The 15497-nt window shown below is 68.8% G+C and carries 14 protein-coding genes; 12 read left to right on the forward strand and 2 right to left on the reverse strand.

Annotation, left to right across the window (positions count from 1 at the left end):
• Window positions 1–5 precede the first annotated feature (5 nt).
• The 3 genes from ACAM57_RS17695 (at window position 6) to ACAM57_RS17705 (ending at window position 2710) form a co-directional block, all read left to right on the forward strand.
• Window positions 6–1160 carry a GNAT family N-acetyltransferase gene (locus tag ACAM57_RS17695; RefSeq protein WP_369658331.1) on the forward strand — a complete coding sequence of 385 codons (1155 nt, stop codon included), beginning with the start codon at window positions 6–8 and terminating at the stop codon, window positions 1158–1160.
• Between the two features lie 59 nt (window positions 1161–1219).
• Window positions 1220–1972 (forward strand): hypothetical protein, encoded by a 753-nt coding sequence (locus ACAM57_RS17700; protein ID WP_369658332.1) that lies wholly within the window; start codon window positions 1220–1222, stop codon window positions 1970–1972.
• Between the two features lie 96 nt (window positions 1973–2068).
• Window positions 2069–2710, forward strand: a complete 642-nt coding sequence (locus ACAM57_RS17705; protein WP_369658333.1) for a lysozyme inhibitor LprI family protein — start codon at window positions 2069–2071, stop codon at window positions 2708–2710.
• A 29-nt stretch (window positions 2711–2739) separates the two neighbouring features.
• Here ACAM57_RS17705 and ppa read toward each other — a convergent pair whose 3' ends face one another.
• Window positions 2740–3267, reverse strand: a complete 528-nt coding sequence (gene ppa / locus ACAM57_RS17710) for an inorganic diphosphatase (protein WP_126019134.1) — start codon at window positions 3265–3267, stop codon at window positions 2740–2742.
• 256 nt (window positions 3268–3523) lie between these two features.
• On the opposite strand from ppa, the gene ACAM57_RS17715 reads away from it, so the two are divergent.
• The 8 genes from ACAM57_RS17715 to ACAM57_RS17750 are packed head-to-tail and all read left to right on the forward strand — an operon-like array spanning window position 3524 to window position 13892.
• A complete protein-coding gene (locus ACAM57_RS17715; protein WP_369658334.1) occupies window positions 3524–6040 on the forward strand; it encodes a sodium-translocating pyrophosphatase in 2517 nt (838 codons plus the stop codon).
• A gap of 2 nt (window positions 6041–6042) precedes the next feature.
• Entirely contained in the window at window positions 6043–6411 is a 369-nt protein-coding gene (locus ACAM57_RS17720) for a nuclear transport factor 2 family protein (RefSeq protein WP_126019129.1), read from the forward strand.
• Window positions 6412–6468: 57 nt separating this feature from the next.
• A complete protein-coding gene (locus ACAM57_RS17725; protein ID WP_184638391.1) occupies window positions 6469–8370 on the forward strand; it encodes a YhgE/Pip domain-containing protein in 1902 nt (633 codons plus the stop codon).
• Between the two features lie 43 nt (window positions 8371–8413).
• Window positions 8414–9136: a MerR family transcriptional regulator gene (locus ACAM57_RS17730; protein ID WP_369658335.1), complete on the forward strand. Its 723-nt coding sequence runs from the start codon at window positions 8414–8416 to the stop codon at window positions 9134–9136.
• A gap of 4 nt (window positions 9137–9140) precedes the next feature.
• Window positions 9141–10574 carry a TolC family protein gene (locus ACAM57_RS17735; RefSeq protein ID WP_369658336.1) on the forward strand — a complete coding sequence of 478 codons (1434 nt, stop codon included), beginning with the start codon at window positions 9141–9143 and terminating at the stop codon, window positions 10572–10574.
• Window positions 10575–10576: 2 nt separating this feature from the next.
• On the forward strand, window positions 10577–11560 hold the full coding sequence (locus ACAM57_RS17740; protein ID WP_369658337.1) for an HlyD family secretion protein: 984 nt from the start codon (window positions 10577–10579) through the stop codon (window positions 11558–11560).
• Between the two features lie 11 nt (window positions 11561–11571).
• Window positions 11572–12756, forward strand: a complete 1185-nt coding sequence (locus ACAM57_RS17745; protein ID WP_369658338.1) for an ABC transporter permease — start codon at window positions 11572–11574, stop codon at window positions 12754–12756.
• A complete protein-coding gene (locus ACAM57_RS17750) occupies window positions 12756–13892 on the forward strand; it encodes an ABC transporter permease (RefSeq protein WP_369658339.1) in 1137 nt (378 codons plus the stop codon). Before ACAM57_RS17745 ends, ACAM57_RS17750 begins: the two co-directional genes overlap by 1 nt.
• Here ACAM57_RS17750 and ACAM57_RS17755 read toward each other — a convergent pair.
• Entirely contained in the window at window positions 13889–14524 is a 636-nt protein-coding gene (locus ACAM57_RS17755; RefSeq protein ID WP_369658340.1) for a TetR/AcrR family transcriptional regulator, read from the reverse strand. The genes ACAM57_RS17750 and ACAM57_RS17755 overlap by 4 nt on opposite strands.
• 130 nt (window positions 14525–14654) lie before the next feature.
• Between ACAM57_RS17755 and ACAM57_RS17760 the strand changes: the two genes are divergently transcribed.
• Window positions 14655–15497 (forward strand): metal-dependent hydrolase, encoded by an 843-nt coding sequence (locus ACAM57_RS17760; protein WP_126019114.1) that lies wholly within the window; start codon window positions 14655–14657, stop codon window positions 15495–15497.

The raw sequence follows: 15497 nt of genomic DNA on the forward strand, positions 1-15497 counted from the left end.
AAGGCTTGGACGATTATGTCATTCGGGTTCTGCCGTCTCCGTCGGAGGTGAGCCCGCAAGCGTGGAACGCGCTGCTTGCCACCCAGGCCGAGCCGTCGCCCTTCATGCGCCACGAATACCTCTCGGCCCTGACCGACAGCCGCAGCGCCGCACCCGACAGCGGCTGGCTGCCGCAGTTCGTCACGCTCTGGCAGGGCGAGCAGTTGCAGGCCGCGTGCCCGCTCTACGTCAAGGACCACTCCTACGGCGAATACGTCTTCGACTGGGCCTGGGCCAATGCCTACGAGCAGCACGGGCTCGCCTACTACCCGAAGGCGGTGGTGGCGGTGCCGTTCACGCCCGTGCCCGGGGCACGGCTGCTGGCGCGCGATGCCGAAAGCCGCACATTGCTGGTGCAAGGGCTCATTGCGCTGTGCAAGCAGCTCGAGCTGTCGTCGCTGCACCTGCTGTTCGGCGCCGATGCGGACATCGCCGCCTGCACCGAAGCGGGCCTGATGCTGCGCAACACGGTGCAGTTCCACTGGACGAACGCGCACTACGCCGACTTCGACGCCTTCCTCGCGAGCCTCTCCCACGACAAGCGCAAGAAGATCCGCCAGGAGCGCCGCAAGGTGGCGGACGCCGGCGTGAGCTTCCGCTGGTCGCGCGGCGCTGACATCCGCAAGGCCGACTGGGACTTCTTCTACCGCTGCTACGAACGCACCTACCGCGAGCATGGCAACCCGCCCTACCTCACGCGCGACTTCTTCCGGCGCATGGCGGACACGATGCCCGAGGCGTGGCTGCTCTTCATCGCCGAGCGCGACGGCAAGCCGATGGCGAGCAGCCTGATCGCGCTCTCGACGGATACCGACAGGCCGCTGGTTGCCTACGGTCGCTACTGGGGCGCGCTGGAGCGCGTCGACTGCCTGCACTTCGAGGCCTGCTACTACCAGCCGCTGGCCTGGTGCATCGAGCACGGCGCGCAACGCTTCGAGGGCGGCGCCCAGGGCGAGCACAAGATGGCGCGCGCCCTGATGCCGGTGAAGACCACCAGCGCCCACTGGCTGGCGCATCCGTCCTTCGCCGACGCGGTGGAGCGCTTTCTCGAACGCGAGGGCGCGGGCATCGAGAACTACATGGACCACCTGGGCGAGCGCAGCCCCTTCAAGTCAGCCTGAGTGCCATGGCGCGCTGCTATAAAAGCGCCCGCCATCCACAACAACTCAGAGAGAAATCGATGCCATTCCTGGGACTGGGCCTGCACGTCCTCATCGCACTGTTCTTCGCCGTGCATGCCATGCGCCACGGCAAGCAGATGTACTGGCTGCTCATCCTCTTCAGCTTTCCGCTGCTGGGCAGCATCGTGTACTTCGTGGTCGAGTACCTCCCTGCCTCGCGCATGCAGCGCACCGCGGGCAAGGTGGCGAACGCGGCCATCGGCTTCATCGACCCCGAGCGCGAGTACCGCGCGGCCGCCGAGGCCTACGACCTCGCTCCCACCGCCCAGAACAAGCTGCGCCTCGCCAGGGCCGCGCTCGACAGGGGCCAGGCCGCCGACGCCGTCGGCCACTACCGCGATGCGCTGAAGGGCCCGCTGGCCTCCGACCCGGAACTGCAGTTCGGCCTGGCCAGCGCCCTGCTCGCCGCAGGCGGCGCCACCGCCGGGCGCGACGCCTTGCAGGCCCTGCATACGCTGCGCTCCACGCGCGACGACTACCGCAAGGACGAAGTGGCGGTGCTCACCGCACGCGCCCTCGCCGCCGACGGCCAGCAGGCGGAAGCCCGCCAGGCCTTCGAGGACGCGCTCGGCCGCTACAACACCGTCGAGGCCCGCGCCCGCTACATCGCGTGGCTCGCGCAGCAAGGCGACACCGCCGGCGCGCAGCGCCAGTGGGACGAGCTCCAGCAGGCCGCGCGCCACTGGAACTCGCACGCACGCTCGGTCAACCGCGAATGGATGCGGCTGGCGGGCGACGCCGTCCGGGGCTGAGGCTTCTCTCTGTCCAAGGGCATAGCGCCCTTGTCCGTTTGGCACATCGACGGCGTGCCGGGCCTCTCCTAGCATCGGCTTCGAGGAGATCCCCGCATGCCGACATCCACACGCCGAGCAATTACGGCACTCTGCTTCATTGCCGCCGCGCCGCTGGCAACGGCCGCCAGCTTCGACTGCGCCAAGGCCGGCAACGCCACCGAGAAGGCGATCTGCGCAGACCCCGGCCTCTCGCGCCAGGACGAGGCGATGGCCGCGCTCTACAAGCGGCAGGTCGAGATGCCCGATGCGGGCCAGTGGTCCACCCTATTGAAACGCGACCAGCGCGACTGGATCGTCGTTCGCAACCGCGAATGCAAGGGCAACGCCGAGTGCCTGAAGCAGGACTACGAGCGGCGCATCAGCTACCTCGGCCACCCTCTTCTGCAGTGGATGGGCCGCTACGTGGAGGGCCGATGCCCCAAGGACGGCCGCTTCCTCGACGTGACGCCGGAGGTCGGCGGCACGCTGAGCATCGATCTGTACATCTGCCCCGATTCGCGCGGGAACATGCTGCTGCAGGGAAAGAACGTGCTCGACGGGCAGCGGCGCCTCGTGGTGCGCGAGGCCAGCGGCTGCACCCGCACGCTGCGGTTCGACGCCGACCGCGTCACCGTATCGGACGGACCGGGCTGCGCACCCGCGCTGGCCGGCAGCTTCGTGCGCGACCCGCGGCGCTCGCCCTTCCTGAACGAATAGGCGAGCTTGCCGCTTTCACTTTCAGTTTCTTACTTCTTGTAGTTGGCCACGCCGTCCAGGATTTCCTTCCTGGCCGAGTCGATGCCTTCCCAGCCCAGCACCTTGACCCACTTGCCCGCTTCCAGGTCCTTGTAGTGCTCGAAGAAGTGGCTGATGGCCTTCAGGCGCATCGGGTTCACGTCGTCCACCGACTTCCAGTGGCTGTAGATGGGCAGCACCTTGTCGGTGGGCACGGCCAGCACCTTGCCGTCTACGCCGGCTTCGTCTTCCATCATCAGGATGCCCAGGGGGCGGCAGGGCACCACCACGCCCGGCAGCAGCGGGTACGGGGCGATCACCAGCACGTCGACCGGGTCGCCGTCGCCCGACAGGGTCTGCGGCACGTAGCCGTAGTTGGCGGGGTAGTACATGGCCGTCGTCATGAAGCGGTCGACGAAGATGGCGCCCGATTCCTTGTCCACTTCGTACTTGATCGGATCGGCGTTCATCGGGATTTCGATCACGACGTTGAAGGCATCGGGCAGGTTCTTGCCGGGGGAAACTTTGTCGAAGGACATGACGTTTTTCGAGTAGTTGAAAAGTATGAGAGAGACGGGGACAAACCCTGAGTTTACTTTCCGTGTCACCGGCCGGTCGCACACGCATCTGTTTTTGCCTGTAAATTGCAACCGTTGGCCAATCGGCTCCGCACCCCCGGTGCAGCGAGCTTCGAGGAAGCAACGCGGCGGAAATCACGGTCCCGTACGCGTTGCACGCAGAGGGCCCGTGCTGTCCGTCTCCACTAGTCACAACGAACGAATGGAGAAGCAAAGCATGATCGGCAACACCCCCCTGATACTGGCCATCGTCTGCGGTCTCGTCGCCGTGGCCTACGGTTTCTGGGCCCGAAGTTGGATTCTCTCGAAGGACGCGGGCAACGCCCGCATGCAGGAGATCGCGGCGGCCATCCAGGCCGGCGCCTCCGCCTATCTCGCCAAGCAGTACAGCACCATCGCCATCGTCGGCATCGTGCTCGCGATCCTGATCGCCGTCTTCCTCGACCTCACCACCGCCGTCGGCTTCATCGTGGGCGCGGTGCTCTCCGGTGCCTGCGGCTTCATCGGCATGAACGTGTCGGTGCGCGCCAACGTGCGCACCGCGCAGGCGGCCACGCACGGCATCGGCCCGGCGCTCGACGTCGCCTTCCGCGGAGGCGCCATCACCGGCATGCTGGTGGTGGGGCTGGGCCTGCTGGGCGTGTCGGCCTTCTACTGGGTGCTGATCGGCAGCGGCACGCCGGCCGCGGGGCGCAGCCTGTCGGCAGTGCTCAATCCGCTGATCGGCTTCGCGTTCGGCTCCTCGCTGATCTCGATCTTCGCGCGGCTGGGCGGCGGCATCTTCACCAAGGGTGCCGACGTCGGCGCCGACCTGGTGGGCAAGGTGGAAGCCGGCATTCCCGAGGACGATCCGCGCAACCCGGCCGTGATCGCCGACAACGTGGGCGACAACGTCGGCGACTGCGCCGGCATGGCAGCCGACCTGTTCGAGACCTACGCCGTGACGCTCATCGCCACCATGGTGCTGGGCGCGCTGATGGTCGCGGCGGCGCCCACCAACGCGGTGCTGTACCCGCTCGCGCTGGGCGGGGTGTCGATCATCGCGTCGATCATCGGCTGCTTCTTCGTGAAGGCCTCGCCGGGCATGGTCAACGTGATGCCGGCGCTCTACAAGGGGCTGGCCGTGTCGGGCGTCCTGTCGCTGATCGCGTTCTGGTTCGTCACCAGCTGGCTTATTCCCGACAACGCCATCGCCGCCAGCGGCAGCCAGCTCAAGCTGTTCGGCGCCTGCTTCGTCGGCCTGGCACTCACGGCCGCGCTGGTGTGGATCACCGAGTTCTACACCGGCACGCAGTACAAGCCCGTGCAGCACATCGCACAGGCTTCGACCACCGGCCATGGCACCAACATCATCGCGGGCCTGGGCGTGTCGATGCGCTCCACCGCCTGGCCGGTGATCTTCGTGTGCATCGCGATCCTGGCCGCGTACTCGCTGGCGGGCCTCTACGGCATCGCGGTGGCCGCAACGTCGATGCTGAGCATGGCCGGCATCGTGGTGGCGCTCGACGCCTACGGCCCCATCACCGACAACGCCGGCGGCATCGCCGAGATGAGCGAACTGCCCGACAGCGTGCGCGCCGTGACCGACCCGCTCGACGCGGTCGGCAACACAACCAAGGCGGTGACCAAGGGCTACGCCATCGGCTCGGCGGGCCTGGCCTCGCTGGTGCTCTTCGCCGACTACACGCACAAGCTGGAAAGCTTCGGCCAGGCGATCAGCTTCAACCTGAGCGATCCGATGGTGATCGTCGGCCTCTTCATCGGCGGCCTGATTCCCTACCTGTTCGGCGCGATGGCCATGGAGGCCGTGGGCCGCGCAGCCGGCGCGGTGGTGGAGGAAGTGCGGCGCCAGTTCCGCGACATCGCCGGCATCATGGAAGGCACCGGCAAGCCCGAGTACGGCAAGGCCGTGGGCATGCTGACCGGCGCGGCCATCAAGGAAATGATGATCCCCTCGCTGCTGCCGGTGCTGGTGCCGATCATCGTCGGCCTGGTGCTCGGGCCGAAGGCGCTGGGCGGCCTGCTGATGGGCACCATCGTCACCGGCCTGTTCGTCGCCATCAGCATGTGCACGGGCGGCGGCGCCTGGGACAACGCCAAGAAGTACATCGAGGACGGCCACTTCGGCGGCAAGGGCAGCGAGACGCACAAGGCCGCCGTCACCGGCGACACCGTGGGCGACCCCTACAAGGACACCGCCGGCCCGGCCGTGAACCCGCTGATCAAGATCATCAACATCGTGGCGCTGCTCATCGTGCCGCTGGTGGTGAAGTTCCATGCGGGCGATGCGGCTGCGGCAGCTCCGGCGAAGGTGGAGACTCCGCCCGCCGCCACGGCACCGGCAGCCATGGCACCGTCGACGCCTGCAGCGGTGGTCGCATCGGGCGCCGTATCGGCCGCCGAAGCCGCCGCTGTGAAGGTGGAGAACGGTGTCGTGAAGTTCTACTTCGCGAGCGCCAGCTCCGAAGTGGCGCCGAACGCCAAGGAGGCCCTGGCCGACGTCATCAAGGCCGTGCAGAGCGGCAGCACCGTGCTCGTGAGCGGCTACCACGACGCCAGCGGCGACCCGGCCAGGAACGCCGAACTCGCCAAGCAGCGCGCGATGGCGGTGAGCGATGCGCTCAAGGCCGCTGGCGCGCCCGAGGACAAGATCGAGCTGGCGAAGCCGGAGCAGTCGCAGGCCGACGGCCCGCCTGCCGAGGCACGCCGCGTCGAAGTCAAAGTAAAGTCCTGAGAATGCCCACGCCCGAACGACTCGAATCATTCATCGCCGCCGTCGAAGGCGGCGCGCATGCCAAGGCCATCGAGGACTACTACACCGAAGATGCCACCATGCGAGAGAACCAGGCCGAGCCCCGGCGCGGGCGCAGCACGCTGGTGGCGCAGGAAACCGCCGTGCTCGATCGCACCGAGTCGGTGGCCTCCACCTGCGTGCGGCCGGTGCTGGTGAACGGCGACCACGTGGCGATCCACTGGATCTTCGAGTTCACGTTCAAGGGCGGCGGCAGGATGCGCATGGAAGAGATCGCCTGGCAGCGCTGGGAGGGCGACCGCATCGCAGAGGAGCAGTTCTTCTACGACCCCGCGCAACGAAAGCCGGGCTGACCAGCGCCTTTCTCGCGCGACCCACCGCCATGGCGCTGCTGGTAGCCTCCTAGCCCCATGCGATACCTCCAAGCACTGTTCGCCGGCACCTGGGCCATTGCCCGGGCCGAGCTGGCGATTGTGCGGCGCTTTCCGCGCATCCTGCTGGCCGTGGTGGCGGTCGGCGTGGTGCCGGCGATCTATGCGCTGATCTATCTCTCGAGCGTGTGGGACCCGGCCGGCCATACGGCCGACCTGCCCGCCGCCATCGTCAACCAGGACCAGGGCGTGACCTACATGTCGCGCACGGTCAACGTCGGCGACGAGCTCACGCAGACCCTGCTCGACAAGCGTGCCTTCGGCTTTCGCACGATGACCGACACCGAAGCCGCGCGCGCCGAGGTCCGGCGCGGCACGCTGGCCTTCGCGCTGCTGATCCCGCCCGACTTCAGCGCCAACGCGGTGCCTGGCACGCAGCGTGGCGCGGGGCAGATCGTGGTCTACACCTCCGAGGGCAACAACTACAGCTCGGCCGGCCTGGCGCGGCGCTTCGCGGGCGAGCTGGGTCACCAGGTCAACGAGATGCTCAACGAGCAGCGCTGGGGGCTGGTGCTGAGCGCGGCCTCCGGCTCGCAGGCGCGGCTCGACAAGCTCAAGCAGGCCCTGCTGGAGCTGCGCGACGGCAGCCAGACGCTGGCCAGCGGCGCGGCCCAGTACAGCGCGGCGGCTCAGCAGCTGGGCAGCGGGTTCAAGCAGGTCAACGGCGGCATCCGCACCATCGAATCGAAGCTGCCGGCCGACGCCGACCTGCGCGCGCTCAAGGCCGGCTCGCAGCAGCTTGCGTCGGGCCAGCGCGAACTCGGCAGCGGGCTCGCGCAGATCGGCGACGGGCTGGAGCAGCTGGAAGGCGGCGCCGGCCAGCTCGGCGACGGCGCGCGCAAACTGCAGAAGGACACGGCCGACATCCCCTTCGTGGGCGATCGCATCGCCAAGGGCGCGGGCGAACTCGCCACCGGCGCCGACAAGCTGCGCGGCGGCATCGAACAGGCGCAGGCGGCCATGACCAAGGCGCAGGACGGCAACCACAAGCTCGCGACCGGCGCAACGGCCCTCGACGGCGGCGTGGTCAAGCTCACCGACGGCATGACGGCGCTTGCGGCCGGCATCCACACTATGTCCGGCAAGCTGCCCCCTGACCGGAAGCTCGACGAATTCGTGCAGGGCGGCGCGCAGCTCGCCCAGGGCGCGGAGCGCCTGTCGACCGGCGTGCGCACCATCGAGGCCGCCCTGCCCGCCTCGATCACCCGCATCCAGGGCAGCGCCTCGGGGCTGGCCGACTCGGTCGAGCCCAAGGTCGAAGTGGTGGCGCCGGTGGCCAACAACGGCAGCGCCTTCGTGCCCAACATGGTGTCGGTGGCGCTGTGGATCGGCGCGGTGATGGCGGGCTACCTGTTCAACATCCGCATCGTGCTGTCGGAGCACAGCCACTACCCGAAGCTCGCGAAGACGCTTGGCAAGATCACCATGCCGGCGCTGGTCGTGCTGCTGCAGGTGGCGCTGGTGCTGGCCACGCTGGTGGGCGTGCTGCGGGTGCAGGCCCCCGACGTTCCGGCCCTGGCGTTGACGATGGCGCTGGCCTCGCTGGTGTTCCTGGTGGTGCTGTTCGCGATCCTGCACGTGTTCGGCGACTTCGGCCGCATCCTCACCGTGCTGCTGCTGACGCTGCAGCTGTCGGCCGGCGGCGGCGTGCTGCCGGTGGAGCTTTCGGCCGGCTTCTTCCGCGACGTGCACGGCTGGCTGCCCTTCAGCTGGGTGGTGCAGGCCTTCCGCGCCGTGATGTTCGGTGCCTTCGACAACGGCTGGGCGCATGCCTGCGGCGCGGTGCTGCTGTCGGGCGCGGTGGCCGTCGGGCTGATGGCCATCTTCGGCAAGTGGAACGAAGTGCTGCCGGCGGACTACAAGCCGACGATCCAGGTCTAGGCAAGGCTATGTGACATCGATGATGTAACATTCAGCCCGTCACATGAACACCTCAGCCGTCACCGATGCCGCCCGGGAACTCTCCGTCGAGGAACTGGCAGCGCGCACCGGCGTGACGGTGCGCAACATCCGCGCCTACACCACCGCCGGCCTGCTGCCGCCGCCCAGGCTGCGCGGCCGCCTCGGCCTGTACGGCGACGAGCACGCGCAGCGCCTCGCGGTGATCCGCGAACTGCGCGACCAGGGCTTCGGCATAGAAGCCATCCGCCGCATCTTCGGCCGCGCGCCGGCCTCGGCCTGGCGCGACTTGGTGGCCGTGGCCCGCTCCGTCTCGGGCAGCCTCTTCGCGGAGGAAACGCCGGTGGTGGTCTCGACCGATGCGCTGGCCGCCAAATGGAAGGGCCAGATGACACCCGCCCTGCTCGCCCGCGCCACCAAGGCCGGCCTCATGCGCGAGCTGCCCGACGGCCAGGTGCAGATGCTCAGCCCCGCGCTCGGCCAGATCGCCGAACAGCTCGCCGCACTCGGCCTGCCGCTGGAGGCTGCGATCAGCATGCAGGAAACCATGGTCCGCACGCTGCGCACCGTGGCGCGCCATTGGCTGCGCGCGCTGGCGGACAACCTGCTGAGCGACGACGCCATCGAGGCCGGGCGAACTGCCCAGTTGCTCGAACAGGCCCGAGGGCTCGCCACCGGCGCGGTGCAGGCCGCGTTCCCCGTGATCCTTCAGCAGGAACTCGACGTCCTGCTGCGCAAGACCACCTGAAACGATGACGACACGAACCTGCCACGCCGCAAGCCCCATCAAGCTGAGCCTGTTTCCGGCATTGCTCGTGCTGTGCGGCGCCGCTTTCGCACAGACCGGCGAAGACACCCTTTCCCTGAGCTTCGACGCGGCCCGCGCCCGCATGCTCGACCGCTCCGACAAGCTGGCCGCGGCGCGCGCGGCCGTCGACGCCAAGGAACTGCAGAGCCAGGGCCTCAAGAGGCTGGGCGGCCCGTCGATCAGCGTCTCGGGGCTGGCCTATGCCTACAACGCGAACCTGAACCTCGACCTCGATCCGCTCAACCAGCGGCTTGGGCAACTCGGCTCCTCGCTGCCGACTTCCATCCAGAGCGTGATCGCGCGCGTGCCGATTCCGCAGCTGCCCAACAGCTACACGCTCAACCGCCACGACACCGGCGCCAACGCGTCGATCTCGGCCGTGTGGCCGCTCTACGTGGGCGGCGCGACCGACGCGGTGCGCGGCTTCGTCTCGGCCCAGACGCGCGAGGCGCAGGCCGACGCCGAACAAGCCGGCCACGAGGTCGACACCCTGCTCGTGCAGCGCTACTTCGGCGCACAGCTCGCCCGTCGCGCTGCCGCCCTGCGCCTGCAGGCCGAGCGCACCATCGCGCAGCACGACTCGGCGGCGCAGAAGATGCTGGCGGCCGGCGTGATCTCGCGCGTCGAGCGGCTGCAGGCGAGCGCCGCATATGAAGAAGCCCGCCGCAACGCACGCAAGGCCGAGAACGACGCGGCGCTCGCCTCGGTGGCGCTGGCGCGCACGGTGCGCGCCGACGGCAGCGTGGCGCCGCAGACGCCGCTCTTTCTCATCAGCACGCCGATCGAGCCGCTGAACTACTTCATCGATTCGGCGCTCACGCGGCATCCGGGCCTGGACAAGGTCGCGGCCAAGAAGTCGCAGGCCGAGCAGCTGCACGAAGGCGAAGAGGCGCTGCGCCGCCCGCAGGTGATCGCCTTCGGCACGCGCGAGCTCAAGAGCGGCAACGCCGACTGGGTGGCCGGCGTCGGCGTGCGCTGGACGCTGTACGACTCGGTCGACCGCGACAAGCTCTCCGCCGCCTCGCTCAAGCAGGTCGAGCAGGCCGAGCGCACCGATGCGCAGGCGCGCAGCGACATCTCGCTGCTGGTCGAGCGCAACTGGCGCGCGCTGGAGAACGCGCGGCGCCAGTACCTGGAGATGAAGGCCTCGGTCGAGCTCGCGCAGGAGGTCGTGAAGCTGCGCACCGCCGGCCTGCGCGAGGGCACGAGCACCACGCTCGACCTGATCGACGCCGAGACCAACCAGGCCAAGGTGCTGACCGAACGCGCGCAGGCCGCCAACGACTACGTGCAGGCGCTCGCGCAACTGCTCGAGAGCGCGGGGCTTTCCGAGAAGTTTTCCGACTACATCGCGCGTGCCGACGTGAAGGTGAATTGATGATGAGTGCCAAGACCCGAAAACTGATCGCGATATTCGCCGCCCTGCTCGTGCTGGCGCTGCTCGCCTGGGGCTTCTGGCGCGCCTCGCGCCCGGCGCCCGAGGTGTTCCAGGGCCAGATGGAAGCGCGCGAGACCGACGTCGCGGGCAAGGTGACCGCGCGCATCGCCGAGGTACCAGTGAAGGAAGGCGACCGCATCCAGGCCGGCACGGTGCTGGTGCGCATGGACAGCCCCGAGGTCCGCGCCAAGCTCGCACAGGCCACCGCCGCCGAGCAGGCCGCGCAGGCCGTCGCCGAGAAGGCGCAGAACGGCGCCCGCCCGCAGGAAGTGGAGATGGCGCGCATGCAGTGGCAGCGCGCCGAAACCGCGGCCCAGCTTGCGCAGACATCGTTCCGCCGCGTCGACGGACTTGCGCGCGAGGGTCTTGTGGCCGACCAGAAGCGCGACGAAGCAGAAGCCAACTGGAAAGCCTCGCGCGACGCCGCCATCGCGGCCAAGGCGCAGTACGACATGGCCCGCACCGGCGCCCGCCCCGAGGACAAGGCGGCAGCCAGCGCGCAGGCCCGCCAGGTCGCGGGCGTGGTGGCCGAGGCCGAAGCCGCCAAGGCCGAGACCGAGCTGCGCAGCCCGGTCGGCGGCGAAGTGGCCAAGGTGCTGGCGAAGGTCGGCGAGCTCTCGCCGCAGGGCGTGGCGGTGGTCACGGTGGTCGACCTGAGCGACCAGTGGGTGGTGCTGAACGTGCGCGAAGACCGGCTCTCCCGCTTCGCGCTCGGCAACGAGTTCGACGCGCATCTGCCCGCGCTGCCCGAAGGCAAGCGCACCGCCCGCTTCAAGGTCTACTACAGCGCCGTGCTGCCCGACTTCGCGACGTGGCGAGCCACGCGCGGCGGCACCGGCTTCGACGTGCGCACCTTCGAGGTCCGGGCACGTCCGCTCAAGCCAATCGAAGGCGCGCGGCCCGGCATGAGCGTGCTGGTGGACTGAGTCCGTTCGCGATGAGCCTCCGCGGCTTCTCCACCGCCAGCGCAAGGCGCGAGTTCGCGCTGCTGCGCACGCGACCGTGGGACCTCGCGATGATCTCGTGGGTGCCGCTGCTGGCGGTGTTCCTGATCTGGTGGATCTTCTCGGCCGGCCTGCCCGAGCGGCTGCCGATCGGCGTGCTCGACCAGGACCACTCTTCGCTCTCGCGGCAGGTGGTGCGCTTTCTCGATGCCACGCCCGGCCTGCGCGTGGCGCAGCGCTACAGCGACGAAGCCGAGATGGCGCGCGCGCTCACAAGCGGCGACGTCGACGCGGCGGTGCAACTGCCGCGCGAGCTGAGCCGCGACGTGAAGCAAGGCCGCGTCGGGCAGATCGTGCTGCTGCACAACGCACAGCTCGGCACGCATTCGAGCCTGATCCAGCGCGACGTGCGCACCGCCGTCGGCACCGTATCGGGCGGGGTCGAGCTCACGGTGCGCAGCAAGCGCGGCGAGTCGATGAAGGCGGCGCGCGTGAGCATGGAGCCGATCAAGGCCAGCATGGTGGCGCTCTTCAACACGTCGACCGACTACGAGCAGTTCCTCGGGGCCGCGCTGATTCCGGCGCTGCTGCACATCCTCGCGATGACGGCCGGAGCCTGGGCGGTGGGCCGCGAGCTGCGCGACCGCAGCATCGGCGAATGGCTGGGCGCCTCTCCCCGCTGGCACGAGGCGCTGGCCGCGCTGGCGGGCAAGCTGGCACTGGCGTTCGCGAGCCTGTCGGTGGTCGCGCTGGCGGCGATGCTGTGGATCACCGCGGGCCGGGGCTGGCACCCGGCCGGCTCGCTCGGGTGGACGCTCTTTGCGCTGCTGGTTTTCCTGGCGCTGTCGATCGCGCTGGGAGCTTTCGTGGCGGCACTCACGCGCTCGCTGCGCACCGCCCTGTCGGCCACGGGTTTCATCACGGCGCCGGCCTTCGCGTTCGGCGGTGTCGGCTTTCCGCTGGTCGCGATGCCGCTGCTGGCGCAGGCCTGGGCCAAGCTGCTGCCCTACACGCACTACATCCGCGTGCAGATGGAGCAGCTGCAGATGGGCGCGCCGGTGGCGTACTCGGTGGCCACGCCGCTGTGGATGGTGGTGGGCACGGGCGTGCTGATGGCCGCATGCGCCGGGGCGCTGGTGAAGGCGGCCAAGGCGCCCGAAAGCTGGGGAGGACGCTGATGGCTGACGAAGCCCTTCGCTTCGGCTCCGCATGGCGCGAGACGGCGCTCGCGGTGCTGCGCGACAAGGGCGTGCTGCTGATCATGCTGCTCGCGCCCGTCATCTACGGTTTCTTCTATCCGTGGCCCTACGGCACGCAGGCGGTGACGCGTGTGCCGGTGGCGGTGGTCGACCAGGACCACACCGCGCTGTCGCGGCAGATCGCGCGCTTCGCGCTGGCCAATCCGAGGCTGGACGTGCGCATGGTCACGGGCGACGTGGGCGAGGCGCAGCAGGCGCTGTGGCGCGGCGAGATCGAGGGCTACGCGCTCTTGCCGGCCGACCTGAAGCGCAGCGTGCTGCGCGGCACCTCTGCCGTGGTCACCATCGAGGGCAACGGCGCCTATGCGCTGCTCAACAAGGCGGTGCTGTACGGCTTCTCGGAGGCCGTCGGCACGGTGTCGGCGGGCGTCGAAATCCGCAAGCTGCAGGCCGGCGGCCAGAGCGCGATCCAGGCGGCGCGCAGCCGCAGCCCGCTCAACACGCAGCTCGTCGCGCTGTTCAATCCGACCGAGGGCTACGGCAGCTATGTCGTGCCGGCGGTGGCCCTGCTGATCCTGCAGCAGACGCTGTTGATGGGCGTGGCGATGCTGGCGGGCACGTGGGCCGAGGCCGGGCGGCTGCGGGCATCGATGGGCGCCTGGCTGGGCCGGCTGGGGGCGCTGTCGGCGTTCGGCTTCCTCAGCGGTGTCTTCTACTTCGGCTGGGTGTTCTTCCTGCAGGACTACCCTCGCGGCGGCAATCCCCTGGGGGCGCTGGTGCTGCTCGCGTTCTACGTGCCAGCGATCTGCACGCTGGGACTGCTGCTGGGCTGCTGGTTCCGCGAACGCGAACGGGCCTTGCAGGTGCTGCTGTTCACGGCGCTGCCGATGGCGTTCCTCTCGGGCTTTTCCTGGCCTGTGGAAGCTCTGCCGGAGCCGCTGCAGGCGCTGCGGTGGCTCTTTCCGAGCACCGCAGGCATCCAGGCCTCGCTGCGACTCAACCAGATGGGTGCGCCGCTGCATGACGTGCTGCCCCATCTGGGCGTGCTGCTGTCGCTGACGCTGGCGGGACTCCTGACGCTGCGGCTCACGGCCACGGCCCCGAAGCAAGCCTAGCGCCGGCTCTCTGCGGCCACGGCGCGCACGAGCCGCGTGGCGGGTTCCACCAGGTCCCGCAGATCGCCTGCCCTGTTCTGCTCGATGGCCTGCAGCACCAGTTCGTTGATGCCGCCCACCACCGTCATCGCCATCTCGCTCGTCAGGTGCACCGCGGGTCCGTCGGTATTGCCGTCCGAGCTGGTGTTGATGGCGGTCTGGATGAAATTGGCGATCTCGTCGTTCACCCGGCGGCGCACCGCCAGCCCCGGCAGACTGAGCCCCAGGATCTCGACGAAGAGCGTGCGCAGCAGCACCGGGTCTTGCGCGAGGTAATCGAAATAGGCCGTCATGGCCTGCTCGACCTGCGCATGCCAGGGCTGGGCCGGGTCGAAGGCCTCGCTCACCGTTTGCAGCGCGAGGCGGCTGGCGGTTTCATAGAGCGCGATCAGGCACTCGGTCTTGGTGCTGAAGTGCTCGTAGAAGGTACGGCGCGACACTGCCGCCTCGCGCACGATGTCGGCAATCGTGGTCTCGGCATAGCCCTTGGCAGCCACGGCATGCGCCATGCCTTGGAGCAGACGCGCGTAGTGCTCGCTCCCAGGGCCCTCCGCGGACTTGGACGGAGCTGATTTTTCGATGGTTTCGCTCATGGACGACACATTTTCCTACGCCCCGGTACTTGACAGTACCAAGTCGCGATTGCAACATGGCGGCGCGCGGTACGAAGATGTACCAGCAATTCCGTTCCACGCAATCCGCGCTTTTCCGAGGCTTGTTCCCATGACCGATCTTGTCGTACGCCGCCTTCTGATCGACCTGCAACCGCCGTTCGCCCGTGACTGGTGCGGCGGCGACGCATTCTCGACCGCCTTCTTCAATGCGCTGTCGATGAGCTTTCCCTTCGGCGAGCAGTTCTTCATCGACGCGGTGCGCGACGCCGTCGCCACGCTGCCGCCCGAGGTCCAGGAGCAGCACAAGGCCGACGTGCGCGGGTTCATCGGGCAGGAAGCCACGCATCGGCGCATCCATTCGCTCTTCAACAACCATCTCGAGAAACAGGGGCTGGTCGACCGCTGGACCGCCCGCGCCAGCAAGCGCATGGAGCTGATGGAAGGCGCCGATCCGCGCCATGCGCTGGCGGTGACGGCAGCCACCGAGCATTTCACGGCCATGTTCGCCGAGTGGCTGCTGGCGCACCCCGCCGTCCTCGACGGTGCCGAACCCCGGCTGCGCACCATGTGGCTGTGGCACAGCGCCGAGGAACTCGAACACAAGAGCGTGGCCTTCGACATCTACAGGGCCGCGGGCGGCTCCGACGAATGGCGCACGCGCTGGTTCCGCCGCGTCACGATGATGTTTTTGGGCGACCTGATGCGCCAGACCATCGACAACCTGCGCCAGGAAAAGCAGTTGTGGAAATGGTCGACCTGGAAAAGCGCCGCGCGCATCCTGCTGAGCCGTGATGGCTTGCTGCGCGGCAATCTCGCCGGCTGGCGCAGCTACCTGCGCCCCGATTTCCATCCGATGCAGCAGGACAGCAGCCTTTCGACGCGCTGGCTCGCGGACAACCGGGCGCAGTACACGCCGGTGGGCGCGGCACCCGAGGCGGCGGCGGCGCGCTGA

Source organism: Variovorax sp. V15 (assembly GCF_041154425.1).
Classification (GTDB): domain Bacteria; phylum Pseudomonadota; class Gammaproteobacteria; order Burkholderiales; family Burkholderiaceae_C; genus Variovorax; species Variovorax guangxiensis.